This is a genomic window from Methylomonas koyamae, assembly GCF_019669905.1.
GTDB classification, from domain to species: Bacteria; Pseudomonadota; Gammaproteobacteria; order Methylococcales; family Methylomonadaceae; genus Methylomonas; species Methylomonas koyamae.
This window is the reverse complement of sequence record NZ_AP019777.1, coordinates 1,582,329-1,606,750: the sequence shown is the minus strand read 5'-3', so window position 1 is coordinate 1,606,750 and position 24,422 is coordinate 1,582,329. Positions and strand designations below refer to the sequence as shown.

Annotated in this window: 21 protein-coding genes; 10 read left to right on the top strand and 11 right to left on the bottom strand. The window is 57.5% G+C overall.

The window, feature by feature from the left end:
- Positions 1-25: 25 nt before the first annotated feature.
- Positions 26-1,027 carry a M48 family metallopeptidase gene (locus MKFW12EY_RS07725; RefSeq protein ID WP_221054294.1) on the bottom strand — a complete coding sequence of 334 codons (1,002 nt, stop codon included), beginning with the start codon at positions 1,025-1,027 and terminating at the stop codon, positions 26-28.
- A complete protein-coding gene (locus MKFW12EY_RS07720; RefSeq protein ID WP_064022165.1) occupies positions 1,028-2,071 on the bottom strand; it encodes a YjgN family protein in 1,044 nt (347 codons plus the stop codon). It abuts the gene before it with no gap.
- A 220-nt stretch (positions 2,072-2,291) separates the two neighbouring features.
- Here MKFW12EY_RS07720 and MKFW12EY_RS07715 point away from each other — a divergent pair, with 220 nt between their 5' ends.
- Complete coding sequence (locus MKFW12EY_RS07715; protein WP_221054293.1) at positions 2,292-3,869, top strand: methyl-accepting chemotaxis protein; 1,578 nt, start codon at positions 2,292-2,294, stop codon at positions 3,867-3,869.
- A 13-nt stretch (positions 3,870-3,882) separates the two neighbouring features.
- Here MKFW12EY_RS07715 and MKFW12EY_RS07710 read toward each other — a convergent pair whose 3' ends face one another.
- A complete protein-coding gene (locus MKFW12EY_RS07710; protein ID WP_054763297.1) occupies positions 3,883-4,449 on the bottom strand; it encodes a thioredoxin family protein in 567 nt (188 codons plus the stop codon).
- A gap of 121 nt (positions 4,450-4,570) precedes the next feature.
- On the opposite strand from MKFW12EY_RS07710, the gene MKFW12EY_RS07705 reads away from it, so the two are divergent.
- From MKFW12EY_RS07705 to grxD, 5 genes are all read left to right on the top strand, one after another.
- Positions 4,571-9,697, top strand: a complete 5,127-nt coding sequence (locus MKFW12EY_RS07705; RefSeq protein ID WP_221054292.1) for an AAA family ATPase — start codon at positions 4,571-4,573, stop codon at positions 9,695-9,697.
- A gap of 25 nt (positions 9,698-9,722) precedes the next feature.
- Positions 9,723-10,424, top strand: a complete 702-nt coding sequence (locus MKFW12EY_RS07700; protein WP_054758593.1) for a response regulator — start codon at positions 9,723-9,725, stop codon at positions 10,422-10,424.
- Between the two features lie 20 nt (positions 10,425-10,444).
- Positions 10,445-12,826, top strand: coding sequence for a sensor domain-containing protein (locus MKFW12EY_RS07695; protein WP_221054291.1), 2,382 nt, complete (start codon positions 10,445-10,447; stop codon positions 12,824-12,826).
- Between the two features lie 109 nt (positions 12,827-12,935).
- A complete protein-coding gene (gene rpe / locus MKFW12EY_RS07690) occupies positions 12,936-13,607 on the top strand; it encodes a ribulose-phosphate 3-epimerase (protein WP_054758591.1) in 672 nt (223 codons plus the stop codon).
- A 260-nt stretch (positions 13,608-13,867) separates the two neighbouring features.
- Positions 13,868-14,188 carry a Grx4 family monothiol glutaredoxin gene (gene grxD, locus MKFW12EY_RS07685; protein ID WP_064024862.1) on the top strand — a complete coding sequence of 107 codons (321 nt, stop codon included), beginning with the start codon at positions 13,868-13,870 and terminating at the stop codon, positions 14,186-14,188.
- Between the two features lie 79 nt (positions 14,189-14,267).
- Here grxD and MKFW12EY_RS07680 read toward each other — a convergent pair whose 3' ends face one another.
- On the bottom strand, positions 14,268-14,969 hold the full coding sequence (locus MKFW12EY_RS07680) for a TPR end-of-group domain-containing protein (RefSeq protein ID WP_221054290.1): 702 nt from the start codon (positions 14,967-14,969) through the stop codon (positions 14,268-14,270).
- An 87-nt stretch (positions 14,970-15,056) separates the two neighbouring features.
- Here MKFW12EY_RS07680 and MKFW12EY_RS07675 point away from each other — a divergent pair, with 87 nt between their 5' ends.
- Positions 15,057-15,362 (top strand): DUF2288 domain-containing protein, encoded by a 306-nt coding sequence (locus MKFW12EY_RS07675; protein ID WP_054758585.1) that lies wholly within the window; start codon positions 15,057-15,059, stop codon positions 15,360-15,362.
- Between the two features lie 60 nt (positions 15,363-15,422).
- Here MKFW12EY_RS07675 and MKFW12EY_RS07670 read toward each other — a convergent pair whose 3' ends face one another.
- On the bottom strand, positions 15,423-16,067 hold the full coding sequence (locus tag MKFW12EY_RS07670) for an HvfX family Cu-binding RiPP maturation protein (RefSeq protein ID WP_082877577.1): 645 nt from the start codon (positions 16,065-16,067) through the stop codon (positions 15,423-15,425).
- 83 nt (positions 16,068-16,150) lie between these two features.
- On the opposite strand from MKFW12EY_RS07670, the gene MKFW12EY_RS07665 reads away from it, so the two are divergent.
- A complete protein-coding gene (locus MKFW12EY_RS07665) occupies positions 16,151-16,453 on the top strand; it encodes a cupin domain-containing protein (protein WP_306305932.1) in 303 nt (100 codons plus the stop codon).
- On the opposite strand, the gene MKFW12EY_RS07660 is transcribed toward MKFW12EY_RS07665, so the two are convergent.
- A complete protein-coding gene (locus MKFW12EY_RS07660; RefSeq protein WP_221054289.1) occupies positions 16,440-17,744 on the bottom strand; it encodes a DEAD/DEAH box helicase in 1,305 nt (434 codons plus the stop codon). The two genes, MKFW12EY_RS07665 and MKFW12EY_RS07660, sit on opposite strands and share 14 nt — an antisense overlap.
- Positions 17,745-17,896: 152 nt before the next feature.
- Between MKFW12EY_RS07660 and MKFW12EY_RS07655 the strand changes: the two genes are divergently transcribed.
- Positions 17,897-18,253: a PilZ domain-containing protein gene (locus tag MKFW12EY_RS07655; protein WP_054758583.1), complete on the top strand. Its 357-nt coding sequence runs from the start codon at positions 17,897-17,899 to the stop codon at positions 18,251-18,253.
- 4 nt (positions 18,254-18,257) lie between these two features.
- On the opposite strand, the gene rapA is transcribed toward MKFW12EY_RS07655, so the two are convergent.
- Positions 18,258-21,023, bottom strand: a complete 2,766-nt coding sequence (gene rapA / locus MKFW12EY_RS07650) for an RNA polymerase-associated protein RapA (RefSeq protein ID WP_221054288.1) — start codon at positions 21,021-21,023, stop codon at positions 18,258-18,260.
- 202 nt (positions 21,024-21,225) lie between these two features.
- Here rapA and MKFW12EY_RS07645 point away from each other — a divergent pair, with 202 nt between their 5' ends.
- The gene (locus MKFW12EY_RS07645; RefSeq protein WP_054758582.1) at positions 21,226-21,663 is read left to right on the top strand and encodes an NUDIX domain-containing protein; all 438 of its coding nucleotides are present in this window, start codon (positions 21,226-21,228) and stop codon (positions 21,661-21,663) included.
- 46 nt (positions 21,664-21,709) lie between these two features.
- Here MKFW12EY_RS07645 and dapB read toward each other — a convergent pair whose 3' ends face one another.
- From dapB to MKFW12EY_RS07625, 4 genes are read right to left on the bottom strand one after another with little or no spacing between them, the layout of a single operon-like run.
- Positions 21,710-22,516 (bottom strand): 4-hydroxy-tetrahydrodipicolinate reductase, encoded by an 807-nt coding sequence (dapB, locus tag MKFW12EY_RS07640; RefSeq protein WP_054758581.1) that lies wholly within the window; start codon positions 22,514-22,516, stop codon positions 21,710-21,712.
- Between the two features lie 3 nt (positions 22,517-22,519).
- Positions 22,520-23,659: a molecular chaperone DnaJ gene (dnaJ, locus tag MKFW12EY_RS07635; protein ID WP_064022176.1), complete on the bottom strand. Its 1,140-nt coding sequence runs from the start codon at positions 23,657-23,659 to the stop codon at positions 22,520-22,522.
- A 43-nt stretch (positions 23,660-23,702) separates the two neighbouring features.
- Positions 23,703-23,996, bottom strand: a complete 294-nt coding sequence (locus tag MKFW12EY_RS23275; protein WP_082409608.1) for a type II toxin-antitoxin system RelE/ParE family toxin — start codon at positions 23,994-23,996, stop codon at positions 23,703-23,705.
- Complete coding sequence (locus tag MKFW12EY_RS07625) at positions 23,993-24,217, bottom strand: addiction module protein (RefSeq protein WP_082409607.1); 225 nt, start codon at positions 24,215-24,217, stop codon at positions 23,993-23,995. The genes MKFW12EY_RS23275 and MKFW12EY_RS07625 overlap by 4 nt, the downstream gene beginning before the upstream one ends.
- Positions 24,218-24,422: the final 205 nt, after the last annotated feature.

The window sequence follows — 24,422 nt, the reverse complement described above, 5'->3', positions numbered from 1 at the left end:
GCGGTTCTAATGGCCGGCAACGGCTTCATTGGCTGCGCAGGCGTTGGATACGTTCTTCGCTATTCGGGTGGCTGGACAGGTAATCCAAACCGGCGCCGAATTTTCCGTCAAGGCGACTTTGCCGGGCGGTTTCCAATTTCAGCAGCATATCGGCCAAGCGGCCAGCCGAAAGCCCGTTCGCCCGCAGCGTTTCGGCGGCAAAATTGTCGGCATCGCGTTCGAACTCGCGGGAATAGCGCGCTTCCAGCGCCAAGGCCGGCGCCGCCGCCAGCAAACTGCTGAAATCGCCGAGATACCAAGCCATCGCCAGACCGACCGCCGAAGCCTGCAACATCTGGCGCAGAGCATGGCGCCCGGCGACATGCCCCAGCTCGTGCAGCAAAACCGCAACGATTTCGGCGTCGTCTTCCGCCAATTCGACCAGCGCGTCCAATACCACCACGCTCCCACCCGGCAAGGCGAAGGCATTGGCACCCAGTTCGGCACTGGCGCGAAATTCCAGTCCGGCCGGCCGGACGGCCGGATCGGGCAATACCAAAGCCGCGAGTTTGGCTTCGAGTCCGCGCCGCCGATCCTGGCTTAAGCCGCTGGGTTGCAATACTTTACCGTCCAGGTCGGCCAAAACTTCGCGGTCCAGGCCCGCGGCCAGTTCGGCCGGAATCCGTTCCGCCAGGTTTTGTGCGGCATAGGGCAAGCCCCACAGATAGCCGGCGCCGGCCGTCGCCAACACCAGTAACAAGGCCAAGCCCGACCAGCGCCAGCTATTCTCCAACGCCGCCACCCGGCTATCGGCAGCCGGAAACAACTCGGCAAAGCCGCGGTTGTCGGCCACCTCGCAGCGGGCGCCGTCGGCGAACAAAACCACGCGCGGCGTGCTGCCGAGCGGCGGTTGAATGTCAAGGCCGGCCAGCGCGTCGCGGCGGACCACATCCTTACCTTGCAACAACAGCTTGTCGCCCTCCAAGCACAATGTAACCGGATGGGCCTTGGCGTTACGCCCGTCGTAGTAAACCGCCGCTACCCGCATTTACAAGGCGATATCGAAATCGAACATTTCGGCCATTTCGTCGCCGGCCGCCGAAGCGTCGGCCTGCAGTCCGGCGACGAAATCGTCCGGATTGCCCTCCATCAGCACGTGCAGATGTTCGATCCGGTAACGCGCCAGTCTGATATCGGCAAACGGCTTGTACAAGCCCAGCGTCAGCACCACCAACACGACGTTGCTCAGCATCAATCCCAACAATTGGTAGGCACTGACATTGGCCACGAAACGGTGCTCGCCCAGCGTCGTCGCCCCCCAAACCAGATTCTGCAAACGCGCCGTGACATAGGGATAGGCAAACAGCAGCAACCCCAAATAAGTGCCGAGCGCAGCCAGCAACAGGCTCATCGCCGTCAACTGGCCCTCTTCCACGGCGAACCAGCCGTTGCTGCCCAATATGCTGGTCAACACCATCAAACCGGCGAACAGCACCACGCCCAACATCAACGTCATTAAATAAATGGCGTAATAAGCGCCGGCACCTGCCGAAAACCTGAATTCGGCGCTGCCGTAGCTGCTGTTGTTGCGGGTATAGGCCGCCATGCGTTGCTGCGCGAACGGCCACAACAAACCCAAACTGAGACCGGCCAGCAGCGGCCACAGCAAAAACGCCAGATAAGCCGGCCCGGTACGGCCGCGAAAAGCAAAGCGCAAGCCGCGATAGCTGGTATTGTGCATTCTGAACCGCAACGACCGCACCAGCAGCCAAGGCGCCAAGGCCATAATCAACATCAGAATGAACGCCGCCGCGGTTGGTGCAAAGCTGCTGGCTGCGGTATAAGCGGCAAACAAGGCAAACGCCGCCAACCGGCCTTTCAAGATGGCTATGGGCTCGCCGTGGTAATCGAAACCGGCTCCGGCCAGACGGGTGTGCCGGTAAAAATACTGGTTACGCCGCACCTTGGCCCAAGCCGAATAGATTCCGAGCGTCGCGATACTCAAGCCAACATTGACTATCCAAAGTCGAAAATACTCGCTGCCGCTACCGCTGAAATGCAGTGGCAGCGGCTGCGCCTGATGCTGTGCCATGTGAAGCCCCCTTCGGTTAAATTATCGGACCAAGCATAGTGCATGTCTTGGCACTGGCAAAAAATCGGCGTTGGCAAATGCAGGCCGTGGCCTATAATGGCCGAAGGGGGCTCTAACGGGTTCGACCCCGGTTCCGGACCGCAGCCGCCGCAACGCAGGCAGCGACCGATGCCCCCGGTTAAAAGCCCTGTCCACCCGGAACCGAATAACAAGAAGAACGATGAAAAACAATCAACCGGTTACTCAGCGGGAAATCTCTTACAGCCCGGAAGCCACCATCACCTCGGCCACCAATCCGGCCGGCGCGATCAGTTACATCAACCAGGATTTTCTAAAAATCAGCGGATTCGGCCAAGACGAGCTGATCGGCAAAAGCCATAACGTCGTCCGCCATCCAGACATGCCGCCGGCCGCTTTCGCCGATTTGTGGCAAACCATTAAAAGCGGCCGACCCTGGATGGGCATCGTCAAAAACCGCTGCAAAAACGGCGACCATTATTGGGTGGATGCTTTCGTAACGCCGCGTTTCGCCAACGGCAACATCGTCGGCTACGAGTCGGTCAGGGTCAAACCGAATGCCGCTTGCGTTGCCCGCGCCGACGCCATCTACCGGCAATTGAACGCCGGCAAAAACGCCGCAGCCGGCCGCGGCTCCAGCCTATCGGCCAGACTGGCTCTGGGCTTTGCCGCGATCCAAGCCGCCGGCTGCGCCGGATTGGTCTTGGCCGGCACGATCTCGCCCACCGCAGCAGCCATGGCCTTCGCCGCCACGGCAGTGCCGGCCTATGTCTGGAGCGCGTTGGCACTGCGGCCGTTAAAAGCCGCCGCCGGCGAAGCCGGCGACATTATCCGCAACCCGTTGATGCAGCAGGTCTACACCGACGATGCCGGCGAAGTGGGCCAACTGCTGTTGGCGATCAAATTGCTCAAAGCCAAGTCCAGAACCATCATCCGCCGCCTGATTCAAGCCACCGAACCGTTGGCGGAAAAGGCCGAAGCCAGCGACCGCGCCGTGAAAAGCGTCAATCTGGCCATGGCCCGACAAATGGGGGAAATCGAACAGGTGGCAGCGGCGATCCACCAAATGAGCGCGACGGTCAGCGAAGTCGCGCGCAGTGCGGCCCAGGCCGCGCAAGCCACTAACGACGTCAACCGCCAATCTCAGGATACGCTGGCGCGGGTCAACGACAGCATAGAGATGATCAATCGGCTGGCGGCCGCCGTCGACCAAGCCGAAGCGGTGATCCAGGTTCTGGCCGACCGCAGCAAACAAATCGGCGGCGTATTAGACGTGATCCAGGGCATTGCCGAACAGACCAACCTGCTGGCGTTGAATGCCGCAATCGAGGCGGCGCGCGCCGGCGAACAGGGCCGCGGCTTCGCGGTGGTAGCCGACGAAGTGCGCACCTTGGCCGGCCGCACCCAAAACTCGACCGAACAAATCCATAAAATGATCGAAGCCTTGCGCGGCGGCGCCGACAATGCGGTGCGGGAAATGGCCAAGGTCCGCGAACTGGCCGCCTCCGGCGCGGCGCAAGGCAAGAATTCGACGCAACTGTTGCAGGAAACCGGACGTTCGGTGGGCGTGATCAACGACATGATCGTGCAAATCGCCAGCGCAGCGGAGCAGCAACATGCCGTGGCGGAAGACATCTCCCGCACCGTGGAAGCGATCGGCACCTTATCGCGCGAAACCACCAATCACGCCAACCTGGCCAGCGCAGCCAGCGGCAGCGTATCCGAGTTGAGCAAAGAACTGGACATGATGGTCGAGCAATTCGACGACAAAACGGATTAGCCCGGCGCCGACATTATTCGGCCGGCTTCCACTTGATGTTGCAGCCGATGCTGGGGATTTGCTCGGCGCCGATCGGCCGGCCGGCCAACAGATTATCCAGCGCGTTGCGCAAATCGGCGCCGGTAACCGGCTCGGCGTTCTTCGGCGTCGCCGCATCCAGCCGGCCGCGGTAGACGCAGGCCAGCCCGGCATCGAACAAATAGATGTCCGGCGTGCATGCCGCCTGGTAAGCCTTGGCCACCGCCTGGCTTTCGTCGTACAGGTAGGCGGCAAACGGATTGCCCCACTCGGCCATCATCGCTTGCATTTTGTCCGGGGCATCCTCCGGATAATTGGCGATGTCGTTGGCGCTGATGGCGATCGTCGCGACGCCGGCCGCAGCATATTCGCGGGCGATCGCGATCAATTGTTGTTTGACGTGCAACACGTAGGGGCAATGGTTGCAGATAAACATCACCAGCGTCGCCCGCTCGCCGCGCAAATCCTGCAACGCGAACTCGCGGCCGGTGACGCTGTCGGGCAAGCGGAAATCGGGGGCAATGGTGCCGAGCGGCAACATCGTGGAGGCGGTAGCGGCCATAATTGACTCCTGTACGGATTGAGAAACGGCCGCGATTATAAAACAAGCCCGGTCTGTTTTTAGCCGGCGAATCGCATTAACATCCGTCACCGATTTCGGTTTATTTCAGCTTTATCCGCCTATGATCGAATCAGCACCTACCCCGCGGCTGGCCGGCGCTCCCTATCTGGAGAGCTACGTATTGACCGAAAAACTGGGCGAAAGCCTGCAAGCCGCGGTTTACAAGGGCTACCACAAGCACGTGCCCGAGTATCCGCTGGTAATCAAATGCCTGAAACTGCTGTCGAGCTGGGAAGACCAATCCCGCCATTTGCGGCAGAAAATCGAGCGGCTGAAAGTCTTGCACGACGCCCGGGTCAGCACGCCGCTGGCCTTGGAATCCGACGACGGCGAACAATTCATCGTCCAACCCTGGTTCAACGGCCAGCCGCTCAACCATTGGGCTGCGTTAAGGCAAGCCGTGCAACTCGGCGATTTTTTCACGCTGGCCTGCGCGCTGGCCGAAACCCTGCAGGCGGTCCACGATGCCGGCATCACCCACGGCGGCATCAAACCGAACAACATTCTGATCCACAACGGCAATCTGAACCTGCGTTTGACCGACTTCATCACACCGCTGGACATTCGCGACGTCAGCCATTTCATCTACGATCCGGAGTTCGTCCGCAACACGCTGGCCTATACCTCGCCCGAGCAATCCGGCCGAATCAATTACCGGGTGGACTTCTCGACCGACCTGTACTCGCTCGGCATCGTGTTCTACGAGTTGCTGACCGGCCGGCTGCCGTTTTTTTCCAACGACCCGTTGGAATTGATCCACTCACACCTGGCCGAGGAAGCGGTCAAAGTCCACGACATTTGCCCCGGCGTACCGCGCCCGCTGAGCGAGATCGTCGCCAAACTGACGCTGAAGCAACCGGAGAAACGCTACCAAAGCGCATCCGGCCTGCTGGCCGATTTGTTGCGCTGCCAAAAGGAGCACGCTAGCGGAGCCGCAGTCGGTGATTTTGCCATCGGCCAACACGACCGCAGCCGGCGGGTGATTTTCATTTCGAAAATGGTCGACCGCCAGGCCGAAAGCGAATTGATCCGCGGCGAATACGAACAAGTCGGCCGCGGCCAGTTCCGGTCGGTGTTCATTTCCGGACTGTCCGGCATCGGCAAAACCCGCTTGATCCAGGAGTTGCAAAAGCCGCTGGTCAAAAACCGCGGTTATTTCACATCGGGCAAATTCGACCAGTACCAGAAGAACATCCCATACAGCTCGCTGATCCAAGCCCTGCGCAATCTGATCCGCACTTTTTTGACCGAAAGCGACGCCCAACTCCGCCAGTGGCGCGACAAAATCCTGGAGGCGGTGGAACACAACGGCGGTGTGATCATCGACGCGGCACCGGAATTGGAATTCATCATCGGCCCGCAACCCGAGCCGGCGCATCTGCCGCCGATGGAAGCCCGCCACCGCTTCAACAATTTGTTCGGCCGCTTCCTGGCCTGTCTGGCCAGCGCCGAGAATCCGCTGGTGTTGTTCATCGACGATTTGCAATGGTGCGATAGCGCCAGTTTCGACTTTCTGCAAAACCTGTTCGCCAACCACCGCGAACACCCCTTCTTATTTTTCATCGGCGCCTACCGCCACAACGAAGTCGACAGCGCCCACCCGCTGACCAAATTGATCCGCAACGTCCGCGAACTGGACGGGCCGCTGCGGGAAATCCGGCTGGAAGCGCTGAGCGACGCCGACTGCCACGAAATGGTGGCCTATATCCTGGATTCGCCGTTGGCGGCGACGGCAAAACTGGCCGAATTCATCGCCCATCTGACCGAAGGCAATCCGCTGTTCGTCAGCGAAAGCTTGGCCTGGCTCTATAACGAAGGTTTGCTCAACACCGACGCCAACCGCTTTTGGCGCTGGGACATGCAGCGCATCCGCGAATCGCGGATGCCGGCCAGCGTAGTCGAACTGTTCGGTGCCAAGGTGCGCAAGTTGCCGGCGGAGACGCTGCGAGTATTGCAACATTGCGCCTGCATGGGCAACCGTTTCAGCGTCGAGGAACTGGCACTGGTGATGGACCTGCGCATCGAAGCCTTGTTCGAAGCGTTGAAGCCGGTATTGAGTTCCGGCCTGCTGCTGGAAAACAAGGCCGATCTGCAGTTCGTCCACGACCGGGTGCAAGAAGCCGTGTTGCAACAGGTCGATCCCGCGGTCCGGCCCGACATTCACTGGCGTATCGGCCACCGCCTGATGCGCGCCGTCCCGGTCGGCGGCGATCTGCAAAGCCTGGACAACCTGTTTACCATCGCCGCGCACCTGAACCGCGGCCGGCCGGAGCTACTGGACCAAGAAACGGCGTATTGGCTGGTCGACATCAATTTCCAGGCCGGCAACAAAGCCCTTGATGCACTGGCCGGCGACGCCGCCAACGAGTTTTTCCAAAAAGCCCGCGATTATTTGCCGGAAGATAGCTGGGAAGCGGCCTACCCGCTGACTTTCAGGATTTACCAACGCCTGGCCAAAACCCATCTGATGTGCGGCCGCTACGAGAGCTCGGAGGCGCTGCTGAACAGTTTGATCGAGCGCGCGGTCAGCGACCTGGACAAAGCCGAGGCTTTGGCCGAGCAAACCACCTCGCTGTCTTCGTTCGGCAATTTCAAGCAAGCCATCGCCACCGCCAACCGCGGTCTGGCCTATTTCGGCAAATCCATCCCCGACGACGCCGGCGCGGCCCGGCAACGCATGTTGGAGCTGATGGCGCGCATCGACCGCTGCGGCGACGTCTGGCAAGCCATATTGAATATGCCGTTCACCGAACAGCGGCAAAGCAAAATCGAGCTGGCTTTTTATAGCGAGTTGATCCCGGATTTGTACATGTGCGGCCTGGTGCCGCAACTGTATTTGTCTGCAGCACAGTCGACGCTGCATTGCCTGGAAGGCGGCATGGACGAATCGGTGATTTACTCGTTTTCGATCATGGGCTTGAACCTGGGGGAACAGGGCCGCTTCGACCAAGCCTTCAAATACCAGGATCTGGCGCACGACCTGTGCGCCAAATACCCGAATACGTTCGGCGCCACCCGCGGCATGAACGGCATCGTCTGGTGCAATATGCATTCGCGCAGCCATCCGGCCCAAATCGTCGAATACGCGCAAAAAGCCATACAGTGCGGAAAAAACTGCGGCGACCTGTACAACGCCGGCCTGTCCTACGGCCCGCTGATGTGGAATCTGCAAGTTCAGGGCAAAAATCTGCGCTGGGTCGAGGAAGCCGCGGAAGAATGCCTGCAATTTTCCGGCAAAAACCAATTGTCGTTTTCGGTCGGCCTGGCCGAGGCGGTATTGGCCGGCTGGGTGACGCCGCTGAAACCGGAACGGCCGGCCATCGACATGCAGGCCACGTTGCGGCATTGGGCGGAAAACAACTATGTTGCGGCCTCCGGCAGTTATTTCGTGTTGCTGGGTTTTGCCCAGTATTACCTTGGCGAGTATAACGCGGCCGCCAAATCCCTGGCTGAGGTGGAACATTACCTGCACGGCCTGACCGACAACGTGTTGAAGCGGATGTGGTACGCGTTCCGCATTCTGAACCGTCTGCGCCTGCCGGAACCGCTGGATTGGCCGGAAATCGACCGGGAGATCGCCCCGCTGCTGAGCCAACTGGAAACCTGGGCCGCACTGGGGCCGCTGCTGCAACCTTACCTGGCGCTGATTCACGCCGAAATCGCGCTACGCCAGCAACAGTACCGGGAAGCGCGCAATTTATATCTGGACGCCATCGCACTGGCTCTGGAATACCAATACGGCTTGTTGGCCGGCCATCTTTACGAAGCGTTAGCCGACTTATTGGTCAAACAGCGTTTGGGGGACGCCGAGCTTTACTACGGCGAAGCCCGCCGCCATTACCGGTTGTGCCGGGCCGATGCGTTGGGCAAACGGCTGCAGGAACGCCACCCCTACGTCCACCCGGAAACCGGCGCCCGCCACACTGCCAAATCGGAACCCGCCGCGGCGACGCTGCCGAATCTGGATATCAATTATTTGATGAAATCGGCGATGGCATTATCGGCTGAGATCGATCTGACCCAACTGATGCAGAAAATTTTGGCGGTGGTACTGGAAAGTTCCGGGGCCCAACATGCCTATTTGCTGATCGGCCAGGGCGAAGAATTGTGCATTGCCGCGGAACAGCACGCCGGCAAAAAGCGCTCGATCGCCAAAACCCATTACAGTCTGAACCAAGCCCAGGGCGTTTGCCGGGCCATCGTCAATTATGTGCACCGGACCCGGGAAAAAGTCGTGCTGCGCGACGCCGGCAGCGAAGGCGATTTTCAAAACGCGCCGGAAGTCGCCGCTTACGGCCTGCGTTCGATTTTATGCCTGCCGGTGGTCAAGCAGACCGAACTGATCGGCTTGCTCTACCTGGAAAACCGGCTGGCCGACGGCGTATTCACGCCGGAAAAAATCGGCATGACCGAATTGCTGACCGCCCAGGCGGCGATCTCGTTGGAAAATGCCCGCTTACTGGAACAGACCCGCCAAGCCTACAAACAATTGCAGGAAAACCAGGATCACATGCTGCAGATGGAAAAACTGTCCGCCTTGGGCACGTTGGTCGGCGGCGTCGCCCACGAAATCAACAACCCGCTGATGGGGCTGATGAATTTCGTCGAATTTGCCGCCGAGCGCAGCGAAGATCCGAAATCCAAACACATCCTGCAGCAGGCGATGCAACAAATCCAGCGGATCAAAAACATCGTTTCGAACATGCTGGTGTTCATGCACAACCAAACCGCGCAAATCGGCAGTTGCTCGCTGGCGGAAGTCTTGGAGCAAACCCTGCTGTTGATCGGCGCGGAACTGCGCAAGGCCGGCGTGGAGGTGCGTAAGGAGCTGCCGGCAGGTTTACCCAACATCGGATGCAGCGCGGAAAGCCTGCAGCAGATCCTGCTGAATCTGCTGATTAACGCCCGCGACGCCTTGGCCGGCCGCGAACAGCCGGTGATTGAAATCTCGGCGACTGCGGCGGAAAAAATGCTAGAGTTGACGGTAACCGATAATGGTCCCGGCATCAGCGACGAAGTGCAAAACCGTATGTTCGATCCGTTCTTTACCACCAAACCTCCCGGCAAAGGTACCGGCCTGGGCTTATCGGTGACACGGCGCCTGGTGCAAGACAATGGTGGCACCATTGCCGTGGAAAGTAGCGTTGGTCAGGGTTGCCGCATCCGGTTAAAATTTCCCCACTATTAATCTTTGAAATTCACGGACCTGAACAATGGTAAACAGCATATTGGTGATCGACGACGATCCGGCGGTACGCGGCGCGTTCAAGCTGATTTTGGAAGACGAAGGCTACAACGTGCGCGAAGCCGAAAGCGGCGAAGTGGGCATCGCCCTGGTCAAGGCCGAACGCCCCGATCTGATTTTTCTGGACCTGCGCATGCCCGGCATCGACGGCGTGGAAACCTTGCGCCGGCTGAAAGCGCTGGACCAAAGTCTGAACATCTACATCGTCACCGCTTTCGCTGCCGAGTTTATGGACCAATTGAAGAGCGCCCACGACGAAGGCCTGCAATTCGAATTGGCCAGCAAGCCACTATCGGCGACGCAAATCCGCAATATTGCCCAGGTCGTGCATATAGCCAAAATTCACGAGGTCCGCCGCGCTAACCACCACAAATTGGTGTTGACGCTGTATGTGGTATCGCTGAATCCGGAGACCCGGCGCCTGGTCGAGCAAATCAGCGCCGTGTTGGCCGGCATTTACGAGCCCGGCCAATGGGTTTTCGATGTAGTCGAGGTGCTGGGGATGCCGGAAAAAGCGTTGGAGAAGGAAATTTTCGCGACACCGATGTTAGTGCGCGACTTGCCGGAGCCGGTATTGAAATTGCTCGGCGACCTGTCGCGGATGTCTTCGGTCATGGCCGCAATCACCACCCAAGCCCAGGGGACCGGCGTACAAACCGTGATCGTCTGAAGCAGTATCCGCACCGCACAATGCCGCAAACCTTCAAACAACTGAAGCTGATATTGGACACGATCACGGACGGTGTCATGGTGGTGGACCCGCAAGGCATCGTGCTGTATTCCAACCAGGCCGCCGAACAACTGTTGGAACGCGGCCCGCTGACCGGCCAGGCTTTGGCCATCCCGGCCGCCACCGATCAAGGTACTCACCAGGATATCAATCTGATCCGGCCCAGCGGCATCGCCTGGGCCGAAATGCGCTCCACTCCGCTGGATTGGGAATCGGCCCAGGCCTATGTAATTGCGCTACGCGACATCACTGCGCGCAAACAAGCCGAACTTGCGCTGCAGGAAAGCGAGCTGCTATTCCATACCTTGTCGAAAATCGCTCCGGTCGGCATTTTCCGCACAGACCAGTTTGGCAGTTGCGATTACGTCAACCAGCGCTGGTGCGAGATTACCGGGCTCAGCCACAGCCATTCTCACGGCGACGGCTGGCTTGCCGGCTTGTACGTCGGCGATTTGGAGCGGGTCAAGGCCGAATGGGCGGCCTGTGTCGCCAACGCCAAACCCTTCACGCTGCAATACCGGTTTCAGCATATCGACGGCCATCTGCGCTGGGTCATCGGCCGGGCCGAACCGGAGTTGGACGAAGCCGGAAATCTGCTGGGTTATGTCGGCACGATTACCGATATCTCCGAAATCAAGGCCAAAGAAGAATCGCTGGGCCAAGCCGCCGCGGTATTCGAAAGCACCCGCGAAGGCGTCATGGTCACCGACGCCAACCGCCGCATCTTGATGGTGAACAAGGCATTCACGACCATAACCGGCTACAGCGCGGACGAGGTCATCGGCAATAGCCCGCGCCTGCTCAGTTCCGGCCGGCACGATGCCGAATTTTACCGGGAGATGTGGAGCAGCATCGAGGCCACCGACCATTGGCAGGGCGAAATCTGGAATCGGCGCAAAAACGGCGAAGTCTATCCCGAACTGCTCAGCATCAGTACCGTGCGCGACGGCGACGGCGCCATCAGCCACTATGTCGGTGTGTTTGCCGACATTACCAAACTGAAGGCTTCGGAAATGGAGCTGGAATTTCTGGCCCACCACGATCCGCTGACCAAACTGCCGAACCGGATGCTGTTTCTGTCCCGGCTGCAACATATCATCGAGAAAGCCCGGCGCCAGTCGACGCAAATGGCGGTGTTGATGCTGGATCTGGACCGCTTCAAGGATGTCAACGACAGCTTCGGCCATTTGGCCGGCGACGACTTATTGCAGATGGTCGCCAAGCGGCTGACCAAACGCCTGCGCAGTTCCGATACCGTCTGCCGCCTCGGCGGCGACGAATTTGTCGTGCTGCTGGAAGAAGTCGGCCATCCGGAGGCGGCCGCCCACGTCGCGACGCAGATCATCAAGACCTTGAGCCAGACCTGGCACCTACCCAGCGGCAACGAAGTGCGCATTGGCGTCAGCGTCGGCATTTCCATGTTTCCGGAACACGGCAACACCCCGGACCAATTGATCCAACATGCCGATACGGCGCTGTACCAAGCCAAAAACGAAGGCCGCAACCGTTTCAAATACTTTTCCGAGGAATTGACCCGGGCCGCGCGCGAGCGCATCAATATCGAGATCCGCCTGCGCCAAGCCATCGAGCTGGGAGAGTTGCGGGTATTCTTCCAACCCCAGGTCGATGTCGAAACCGGCGAAATTCTGGCCGCCGAAGCACTGGTGCGCTGGCAAACGGCGACCGGAGAAACGGTGTTGCCGACTCGCTTCATTCCGATCGCCGAGGAAACCGGACTGATCACCGCAATCGGCAATTGGGTGCTACGCGAAACCTGCCGCCAGGGCCGGGAATGGCTGGATGCCGGCTTGCCGCCGTTGCGGCTGGCGGTCAACCTGTCGCCGCAACAGTTCCTGCACAGCGACATTCGGGCCGAGGTGACCAAAACTCTACGCGAGACCGGCTTCCCGGCACATCTGCTGGAACTGGAGTTGACCGAAAGCGCATTGATGAAACGCGAAAAAGAGGCGATCCAAATCCTGCACAATCTGCACGACTTGGGCGTGCATCTGGCGATAGACGATTTCGGTACCGGTTATTCGTCGCTGGCTTATCTGAAATTGCTGCCGCTGGACGTGTTGAAGATCGACCGGAGTTTTATCGAAGATATCCCGCACCACACCGACGATATGGAAATCACTGCCACGATTATTGCCATGGCCAAAAACCTGCGCATGCGGGTTATCGCCGAGGGCGTCGAGACCGCGGAGCAGTTGGCTTTTCTGAAAACCCGCCAATGCGATTTGTACCAGGGCTTTTTAACCAGCGCGCCGCTATGTGCGTTGGAGTTCTCGGAATTTTTGGCGGCTTACCGCCGGGAGCGGTCGCAGCCGGCGGCTTAAACCGGCCGGCAAGGCGGAGGCGGATTTCGCTGCCGCGATCCCGGTTTTAGCCAATACGCGGAAAAACGTTATAATGCGGCTTTTTAACCCGACCCATAAGGATCAAAAGATGGCCGACAATCTGATTGCACCTTCTATTCTTTCCGCAGACTTCGCGCGCTTGGGCGAAGAAGTCGTCAATGTTTTAAATGCCGGTGCGGATATCGTGCATTTCGATGTGATGGACAACCATTTTGTGCCTAATTTGACTATCGGTCCTCTGGTCTGCGAAGCGTTGCGCAAACACGGCGTCACCGCACCGATCGACGTGCATTTGATGGTAGAACCGGTCGACCGCATCATTCCCGATTTCGCCAAAGCCGGCGCCAGTTACATCACCTTCCATCCGGAAGCCTCGCGCCACATCGACCGCAGCCTGCAAATGATCCGCGACCATGGCTGTAAATCCGGCCTGGTGTTCAACCCGGCCACGCCGTTGACCTATCTGGAACACGTACTGGATAAATGCGACATGATTCTGTTGATGTCGGTCAACCCCGGCTTCGGCGGCCAGTCCTTCCTGCCGTCGGCGTTGCCCAAATTGCGCCAAGTCAGAAAAATCATCGACGACAGCGGCTTGGACATTCGTCTGGAAATCGACGGCGGCGTCAATACCGCCAATATTCGCGAAATCAAGGAAGCCGGCGCCGACACCTTCGTTGCCGGTTCGGCGATCTTCGGTAAACCGGACTACAAAGCCGTCATCGACGAAATGCGCGCGGAATTGGCCAAAGCCAAATAACCAAGCTTAATCGGCAGCCGCTGCAGAATCGCTCCGCAGCGGCTGAACCAGAGCCACACCCGCCGGCCCTGCCGGCAAACGTCTACCTTTCTCCTCTGCATGGACTTGGAGCCTACGCCGCCGACTCGAATCGGATGCTTTGCGGCTTGGCTGAATTTCCAGACCGATTCGCTCAGCCGCAACGCAGCGGCCAAGTTAAACTTCTAATCCGCAATGGCGATTGATAGAATCCGAATACCGTTTAGCAACCGAGATTAACCATGAGCGTTATCGAAAAAATTCAAAACCAGTTATCAGAAAACCGCGTGATGTTGTACATGAAAGGTACGCCGGAATTTCCGCAATGCGGTTTTTCCAGCCGGGTGGTACAAATATTGGAGGCATGCAATGCCGAATATAGCCACTTCAATATTTTCGAAGACCAAGAGTTGCGCGAAGCATTGAAGGAATATTCCAATTGGCCGACTTATCCCCAATTGTATATCGACGGCCAATTGGTGGGCGGTTGCGATATCGTCACCGACTTGTACAACAAAGGCGAACTGGCGAAGATGCTGTCCGCCGCAGGCGCCGCAGAATAATTTGCCAGAAAAAACCCCGCCCAGCCTGCGCTTGCGGGGTTAGACCGAACCGGCCCGCGACTAAGCGGAGCGATCCCGACTATTTCGAGTAGTAATCGAAGTCTTCCTTTTTTTCCAATTTGAAACGCGGCTCGACATCGATCGTTTGCTCTTTGATCTCGTCATCGGCTGCCGGCTGTTTGCGCAGTTCTTCCAGAAAATCTTTGAACCACTGGCTGCCGACCACTGCCGCCATGTCCGGGTCCTGCAAAATATTTTGCTCATCCGGCAAACTGCCGAATTCGCGGGCGGTTTGCAGCGCTTTCAGGCAAGCGTCCTGGTCGCCCCGTAATGCATAGATGCAAGCCAAGTTGTAGGCGGCACTGCCTTTTTGAATCGCGCCGGCTTTTTCGAAAAAATCCTCGGCGAATTTATACAACTCGGGTTTTGCCGAATCGGGGCTGATACGGGCCAATTCCATAAACGCGACGCCGCCGTCGATCGCAGCCCCCAAGTAGTTCGGTGCGGTCAACAGGCAGAACGAAAACTTGGAAATTGCATCCTCGTATATTTCGATGGCTTGTTGCGCTTGCTGGCTTCTGGCTTCGTGCAGTAAGGCAAATCCCCAGTGGTAAAGCGCTTCGGACACAATCAAATGGTCGGCGATCACGCTGGCGAAGCCCTGGTAAGCGCCTTTGTACAGTTGCTCGGCCTTGCTGCCTTCGCTTTTGCGGGCCTGAGCGACTTGCTTGATGGCGGCATCCAAGGTCGAACGCTTCTTAAATGAACTCAACAACGACATGAAGATTCCTCACTTCTGTTTTACAAACCGGGTTGCGATAAAATAGCGCAGCATACTACAACATCCCGCCACAACCGGAAAAAGTAAATGAGCGAAACCCTCGCCGAGCTGGAAAAAGCCAAAATCAATTTGGAAACGTCGACGATTCCTTGGTCGGAGTTGCAGCGTTTTTTTGCGGCCGGCCTGGCGGTTGCCGTCGCCGACGACTTGGATTTGCTCGAGGTGGCTTGCCAATTTTCGTTGGACAACAAGGCTCAGGTCGAAGCGTGGCTGAACGCCGGCCAAGTCGGCCATGTTTCCGACGCCCAGGCCGCCGCCTGGATCGCCGCCGACAGTTCGGTCTGGGCCGTGGTGGTTAAACCGTGGGTGTTGGTACAGAATTACCGAAGCTGAACGGCGTCGGCGACGGGTAAGCCGGCGGCAGCAACTTCTGCCGCCGGCGCGCCGATTGAATCACTCTATCCCGTAATGGCGGCGCAACCAGTAATCCGCGCTGACGAAACGGCCGCCGCCCAGGAAAAACAAAGCTAGCAGCATCACGAAATAAGTCGCCGCAAATTCGATACCGTTATTTAAAATCGCCAACGCACCGTTTTCGGTGATCCATTCGTAATCGCCTTGCGCCTGCAGGATTTCCTTGGCCCGCTCCAGACGCTCGATTGCACCGACGGTCCGGTCCGTAGCGAAAATCCCGCTGCCGGTGGCGATGGCCAGCCAACCGTTTTGCAGGTGGGCCGTGACCGCGGCAACCGCCATGATCACCATCAACGGCAGACAAATCGGCCGGGTCGCAAAACCGAACAACAGGCACAAGGCGCCGACCAGCTCGAACAACGCCACCAAAAACACCAACACATAAGGAGCCGGCAGCCCCAGTCCCCACTCGGCATTGCCGAACCACTCCGCCGTATCGGAGAAACTGGCGAACTTTTTGGTGCCTGCCATCCAGAACACCGGCACCAAATACAGGCGGATCAGCAAAGGCGCCAGAAAATCCAGAGTCCCGGCTTTATCGCAAAAGCGGCTGGACAGCCGCATCGCATCGGGTATATTGCCGATCAGCGTCTCGAGTACCTTGTTTAACGGCGTAATATTCATTAGTAACCTCCCCCAAGTTTTTATTATTGATCTGCCATATGCACATCAGCAGTTCGTCTATTTTTACAGGCATTCCAGTTCAGTTGCCAATTGAATTATGCCAAACCTTGTTCGCCGCGCCCAATCTGCGCATCGAGCGCATCGTCTCGCGCGGGCATATCACGCCAAAAGACGCTTGGTACGACCAGGCCTGGGACGAATGGGTGCTCGTATTGCAAGGCGCTGCGCGGCTGAGTTTTAAAACCGCTGCGGCGCTGGAGATGGTTGCGGGAGACTATGTCATGATCCCGGCGCATTGCTTGCACCGGGTCGATTGGACCAGCCCGGACCAAGACACGGTCTGGCTGGCGATCCATATCGGCGATTCCGCCGCTAACGGGGTTTAGCGGCGTTTACGTTGCCGCGGCGCGGTTTGCGCGGCGGGGTGCGTTTTCCGGGATCGGACTTGCCGCCGCTTGGTTGGGCGCGGCGCCCGGTTTGCTGCGGTTTGGGCCGCGGCGCTATCGGCTTTGCCGGCGGCTTGCCGTTGCCGGGCTCCAACGATACCCGAGGGTAACCGGTATCGGCGACGCGCGGAATTTGCCGTTTCAACAATTTTTCGATTGCCGCCAACAAATGCGCCTCTTCCGGGTCGACCAACGAAATGGCCTGCCCTTCCGCGCCGGCCCGGCCGGTGCGGCCGATGCGGTGCACATAATCTTCGGCGACCTGCGGCAAGTCGAAATTGACGACATGCGGCAATTGGTCGATATCCAGCCCGCGCGCGGCAATATCGGTCGCAATCAACGCAGTAATCGCACCATTTTTAAATTCGTCCAAAGCCCGGACCCTGGCGCCCTGGCTCTTATCGCCGTGCAAGGCCGCGCAACGAATGCCGTCTTTGATCAATTGCTTACACAAGCGGTCCGCGCCGTGTTTGGTCCGCACAAATACCAGTACTTGCTGCCAATGGCCGTCGCCGATCAAATATGCCAACAGCTCGCGTTTGTATTCGCGCTGAATGCCGTAAACCAATTGCGAGACGGTATCCGCGGCGGCATTGCGTTTAGCCACGGCGATCTCGACCGGATCGTTCAGCAATTGCTCGGCCAACGCACTGATTTCCGGGGCGTAAGTCGCGGAAAACAGCAGGTTTTGCCGTTTTTCCGGCAACAGCGCGATGATTTTGCGAATGTCGCGGATGAAGCCCATATCCAGCATCCGGTCGGCTTCGTCCAGCACGAAATGCTCGACGCGGGACAAATCCAGGTGTTGTTGCTGAATCAAATCCAGCAATCGCCCCGGCGTGGCAACGACGATATCGGTGCCGCGGCGGATTTTCTGAATCTGCGGATTGATACTGACACCGCCGAAAATCGCCTCGGCAAACAGCGGCAGATGCTTGCCGTAAGTTCTGACGCTTTCGTAAACCTGCATCGCCAGCTCGCGGGTCGGTGTCAACACCAACACCCTGACCGGCCGCGGTTTTTGCGGAATCGGCTGTTGCTGCAGGATGTGCAACAACGGCAAGGTGAAGCCCGCGGTCTTGCCGGTACCGGTCTGCGCACCGGCCAAAACGTCTCGACCCTGCAGAATCACCGGAATCGCCTGCGCCTGAATAGGCGTCGGCGTTTGATAACCTTGTTCGGCAACCGCCCGCAACAATTGTTCGGACAAACCCAGTTCTGAAAATAACATTGATCAACCCATCAGATGGCGTCCGCTGAGCCGGACGCGAAACCATTAATGCCCAATTACCCGATTTATCGCCGGGAAAAATCGGCAAACACAAACTTTTTATCTAAAATAACCACCCTAACAGGCAAGTTATTCTTTTTACGGAGGCCCGCATGACCGAGAAACGCAATCACCCGAGATTACAACCGAAAGGCCTGAAAGCCGGCCTCCGCTTCTACTCCGCCGAACAGGAAATCGCGCTGGATGCCGATATTCTGGACATCAGCTACAGCGGAATTCGGGTTAGACTGAAACAACCGATCGCCGCCGAAATCATAGGCCATATCAAAATCACGATGACGCTGCCCGAATCCGGCAGCACCTTCAGCGTTCACGGCATCCTGAAACACCAACAAAACGAATCCGAATGCGGCGTGCATTACGTGGATCACATCGACGGTTCTATCGACGATGTGATGTTCGAATGCATCGAGCTGGATAACTCCACCGTATTCATCAAAACCCAATAAACCGCTAACTGGTAATCACGAAACGCAGCGCATCCAACCGTAACTGGGTATCCTGGATGCATTCGTGAGACAGCATCGTCTGCTGTTTCAGTTGTTCGATTTCTTGCGGCTTGATGCCCGGATTGATTTTTTTCAAGCGTACCAACCGCTTGATCTCGCCGGTCAACGCCGCAATCATCCGGTTGCCGCTCTCGGTCACCAACCTTTGCATCTGCGCCGCGGCCAGGCGTTCGGCCACCTGGATCATGTCCTGAATGTGCTGGCGCTGGCTATGCAAAAACTGGGCGATCTGCAGTTTATCGAAGCTGTCTCCGGTCTCGGTCAAGCTATCGTGGCCGACAACGGCCGTCAGATCTTTCTTGTTTTGGTCGACCAGGACGCGGATTGGGGTGTGCGGCAAAAACCGGCCTAATTGCAGCTCTGCCGGCGCGCTACATTCGGCGACGAACAATAGCTCCAACAGGAATTGACCGGCTTTCAACTGCGGATGTTTGACCACGCTGACTGCGGCGTTGCCGGTCTCGCTGGACAAGACCAAATCCATCGCCGACAGCACCATCGGATGCTCGGCCGTCAGAAATTGCATGTCCTCGCGCGCCAAGGCAATATCCCGATCCACCGTCACCGTCAGGCCGTCGTCCTGCAACATCGGAAAATGGGCGATGCGCAGGTTTTCGCTGGGCCACAAGATATAACAATCGCGGGAATGGTCCTCGACATCGACCCCGTAACAATCGAACATCGCCTCCATGTAAGGCCACAGACTGCCGTCCAGCTCGTTGCGGCGAATCTGCTCCACCAACTGCGCCGCCTCCTGCGGCCGGCAGGAATTCAGCTCCAGCAATAAATCGCGGCCTTTGTGCAATTCTTCTTCAACCCGACTGTTCAAGTCGCGGGTCTTGGCGATCAAGGCCTCGATTGCCGCCGGATCGCGCGCGCGCAATACCTCATGCAGTTCGCTGCCGAGCAATTTCAGCACTTGCGCAGCGCCCGAACAGTTGTGCCTGAATGCATCCAAACCTTCTTCGTACCACCGGTAGAGCACATGCTGGGCGCTGCCGACCAGATACGGGATATGAATCTGAATCACATGCTTCTGCCCGATCCGATCCAGCCGGCCGATGCGTTGCTGCAATAAGTCCGGATTTTCCGGCAAGTCGAATAAGATCAAATGGCGGACGAATTGGAAATTGCGGCCTTCGCTGCCGATTTCAGAGCAGACCAGCAATTGCGCCCTGCTCTCTTCGTCGGCAAAAAACGCCGCGGCGCGGTCGCGTTCGACGATGCTCATGCCTTCGTGGAACACTGCAGCCATATGGCCGACATGGTGGCGGAGCAACTGTTCCAATTGGATCGCGGTCTCGGCCCGCTTACAAATCAGCAGGGCTTTTTCGTCGCCCAGTGCTTTTAATTGGCCGACCAGCCAGTGCAAATACGGGCTATTGGCCAAATCGGCGCCGTCCTCGCCCTGCAAGGGATAGGCATGGCGTTGCCGGTCCGGAAATCCCTGCACGGTGTGCCGCGAATTGCGGTACAGAATCCGTCCGGTGCCATGATGGTCCAGCAACAATTTGATCAATTCCTCCCGAGCGTTGCCTTCTGCGGCATTAACCTCGCGCAACCAATTGTCGACATTGTCGTGCTGCAACAAACGTTGCAACAACGCTTGTTGCTCGCCGTCCAGCATTTCGCCGGCGATTAACAGATTCGCCAGGCGGGCAACCGGCTCGAATTGACCTTCCTCCACCAAGAATTGCTTGAAATCGTAAAAACGGTCCGGGTCCAATAAGCGCAGGCGAGCGAAATGGCTTTCCTTGCCCAATTGTTCCGGGGTGGCGGTCAACAACACCAAACCCGGTGCCGCGGCGGCCAGTTGTTCGACGAATAAATATTCCTCGCTCGGCGCCTCCGCGCTCCATTCCAAATGGTGAGCCTCGTCGACCACGACCAAATCCCAGCCGGCCTCGAGCGCCTGCTCGCGCCGCTCCGGAAAATCGGCGAAGAACTGTTGGCTGCACAGAATCAATTGTTCGTGTTGAAACGGATTGCCCTCGTCGGCAAACGACATGCAGCGCGACTCGTCGAACAGGCTGAAGCGCAAATTAAAACGGCGCAGCATTTCCACCAACCACTGGTACATCAAACTTTCCGGTACCAGAATCAAAACCCGCTGGCTCAAGCCGTTGATCAAGCGGTGTTGAATGATCAAGCCGGCTTCGATGGTTTTGCCCAAACCGACTTCGTCGGCCAGCATGATGCGCGGTTCGGCGCGATTGGCAGCCTGATGGGCAATGTACAACTGGTGCGGAATCAGCGCCGCACGCGCGCCCTGCAAGCCTTTAACCGCGGATTGCTGGTGTTGCTGTTGCCGGCGCCAGGTCTCGTAGCGCAACAAAAACCAGGCGGTCGGATCGAATTGGCCGGTGAACAAACGGTCTTGCGGCTTGTTGAATTGAATATGGTGGTTCAATTCCATTTCGTCGACTTGCTGTAGCTGACCATCCTGGTCCAAACCGATGTAGGTCAACAGGCCGGCATGTTGCTGTACCTGCTGCACCGTGATTTTGGCGTACTCCACCGACTCGATAACGTCGCCGGCGCTGAACTGTACCCGCGTCAACGGGGCATTATCCTTGGCGTAAACCCGCCGGTCGCCGGTCGCTAAAAACAAGACGGTGACGCGGTTGGCTTCGGCTTCGACTACCATGCCCAAACCCAATTCGGATTCGGTATTGCTGATCCAGCGTTGGCCGGGAATAAATTCGTTCATGTATTTCTGTTTTAGTTGATTTCCAGTCGGTGCCGACACGAAGCGTCGGCCGGTTCCCGGATAGCAATATAGTCCGGCCGGCATGGCTGCCGAACCGAAAGCTCCGTTTTGCTGGGCCACGCACATTTCCGCCGCCGGCAAAAACCGGTATAAACTTGAGTCCGACCGATATTTTAACGTTTAACCCAGCCTCGTGACCGCCATGCCGAAACCAATTACGCCTCTGCTTGCCGCCGACATCCTGATCGAATTGATCGACCATCCGCAAAGCCCGTTCGTGCTGATCGAACGCAAATATCCGCCTTACGGCTGGGCGGTACCCGGCGGTTTCGTCGACGTCGGCGAAACCGTCGAACACGCGGCGATTCGGGAAGCGAAGGAGGAAACCGGATTGGAGGTCGAACTGACCGCATTGCTCGGGCTGTATTCCGATCCGGCCCGAGACCCGCGCAACCACACCGTTACCGCCGTTTACCTAGCGCGGGCCCACGGCGAACCGTTGGCGGCGGACGATGCGAAAAATTGCGGATTGTTTACATTCGACAGTTTGCCGGCCGTTCTGGCTTTCGATCACGCCCAGGTTATCGCCGACTACCGGCATTATAAACTGACCGGCGCGGTAACGCCGTTGAGAATATAAGATTTTGCTGATTTTACCAGGCCGGAGTTTATTCCGGCCACTTGGCTCAGGTTTTCAAGCCCAGCACGTCCTGCATATCGAACAGGCCGCACGGCTTGTCCGCCAACCAAATCGCGGCGCGCACCGCACCGTTGGCAAACGTCATGCGACTACTGGCCTTGTGGGTGATTTCGACCCGTTCGCCTTCGTCGGCAAACATCACGGTGTGTTCGCCGACGATATCGCCGGCACGGATTGTCGAAAAGCCGATGGTTTTGCGGTCGCGAGCGCCGGTTTCGCCTTCCCGGCCGTAAATCGCACAGTCTTTCAGATCGCGTCCCAACGCGGCCGCGACCACTTCGCCCATCCGCAATGCGGTACCGGACGGCGCATCGACTTTATGCCGATGGTGGGCTTCGATCACCTCGATATCGGTGTAATCGCCCATCACTTTCGCGGTCATTTCCAATAGTTTCAGCGAAAGATTGACGCCGACGCTGAAATTGGGCGCAATCACCATCGCCACCTGGTCAGCAGCAGCGGCTATCGCCGCTTTCTGCGCGTCGGAATAGCCGGTGGTGCCGATCACCACTTTTTTCCCGGCCTGACGGCAAATTTCGATGTAATTCATCGACGCGTCGGGGCGGGTGAAATCGATCAACACGTCGAAGCGGTCGGCGGCCGCGGCCAAGTCGTCGGTGACGACCACCCCGGCCGGCGCCAGGCCGGCCAATTCGCCGGCATCTTTACCGACGGCCAGACTCCCCGGTCGCGATACCGCAACAGTCAATTCGGCCTGCTGCGCAGCCAACGCCGCTTTGATCAAACACAAACCCATGCGCCCGGAAGCGCCGGCAACAGCGATTCTTTGCATGGCTTATCCTGTCAACTTGTCGAAGAAATTTTTCACACCGTCCATCCAGCTGTGTTCTTGCGGACTGTGGTGTTTGCCGCCGCCGGACAAAGATTCGCCCAGTTTCTCGATCAAGGCTTTCTGGTCCTTGGTCAAATGCACCGGGGTTTCCAGTTGCACCTTGCACAGCAAATCGCCGACCGCGCCACCCCGGACCGGCTTGACGCCCTTGCCGCGCAAGCGGAACATGCGCCCGGTTTGGGTTTCCGGCGGAATTTTCAGCATGACCTTGCCGTCCAGGGTCGGCACTTCCAAATCGCCACCTAAACAGGCCATCGGGAAACTGATCGGCACTTCGCAATACAGATTGGCGCCGTCGCGGGTGAAGATCGGATGCTCTTTAACCTGCACCTGAACGTACAGATCGCCTGACGGACCGCCGTTCAATCCGGCTTCGCCCTCGCCTGCCAAACGGATCCGGTCGCCGGTATCCACGCCGGCCGGAACTTTGACGTTGAGAGTTTTGGTTTCCTGCACTCGGCCTTGGCCGTAGCATTTCGGGCACGGGTCTTTGATCTGCTTGCCGGTACCGCGGCAGGTCGGACAAGTTTGTTGTACCGAAAAAAAGCCTTGCTGCATCCGCACTTGGCCGTGGCCGTGGCAAGTGGTGCAGGTGACCGGACTGCTGCCTTTTTTCGCGCCGCTACCGTTACATTCGCCGCACGCGACCAATACCGGCACTTTGACGGTGGCTTCGGTACCGCCAACCGCTTCTTCCAAGGTCAATTCCAGGTTATAACGCAAGTCGGCGCCGCGCTGTACGCTGCTGCGCTGCTGGCGGCCGCCGCCGAAAATATCGCCGAACACATCACCGAAAATATCGCTGAAGCTCTCCGCCCCGGTAAAACCGCCACGGCCGCCGCCCATCGACGGGTCGACGCCGGCATGGCCGAACTGGTCGTAAGCCGCACGCTTTTTGGAATCCGACAAAACCTCGTAAGCTTCCTTGATCAGCTTGAATTTTTTCTCCGCCTCTTCCGGATTATCCTTATTTCTATCCGGATGGTATTTCATCGCCATCTTGCGATAGCTTTTTTTAATTTCGGCTTCGCTGGCGTTGCGATCCACTTCCAGCAGTTTATAAAAATCTTCTTTTGCGGCCATTTATTTTTCTTAAATATTATTTTTTAAGTATGGGTAAATTTAGTTATAACCGACCTAACCAATAATCAGGCCTTCTTTTTTTATGCGAAACCGCTAAAACCTGTAACCCGTCAGAATTCTCTCTAAAGATTATTCGATAAGGAAACTTAAATAGGGAAACCACCCGAATATTAGACCCTCTATTTATCCGATAAATTTTAGGCATCCCAACAACGCGAGTCATTAAATTTTCAAATTCCGCTAAGTAGGCAGCGCCTAACCCCGTTTGTATCGACTCGTAGAATCCAACAATCTCCAAATGCTCATGCTCGGCCCCCGGATGAAACCGATAACTCATCTCAGCAATAAACGCGCTTTGGCACTAACTTCTTCGGAGGAAATCAGTTCGACCGAACCTTGATCTATTTCATCGGCACGTCGCTGAGCCTCATCCAGCCAAACTTGATGCAATTCAGCATCAGAGAGATTTTCTAAGCTTAATAATAAACTGTGGGCAAGTTTGGCGCGTTCCGCTGCGGGGAGATGAAGAGCTTCGCGTTCGATTACTGTGCTATCCATTATTCTTACCTCAAAATATAGCTTGGAAGTTTGTATTCAACTAAACACGCAATCAAATTGTTTTTCGACTTCCTCGTGCGGAACAATCCCTTCGATTTCCGCCCTAGTGATTCCTTGCCGAATTTTAGCCATGCCATAAAGGTGATATTGAATATCTTAATAGCCGCTTTCTTCGGACAATCTATTCAGTAATTCTTTGACTTCC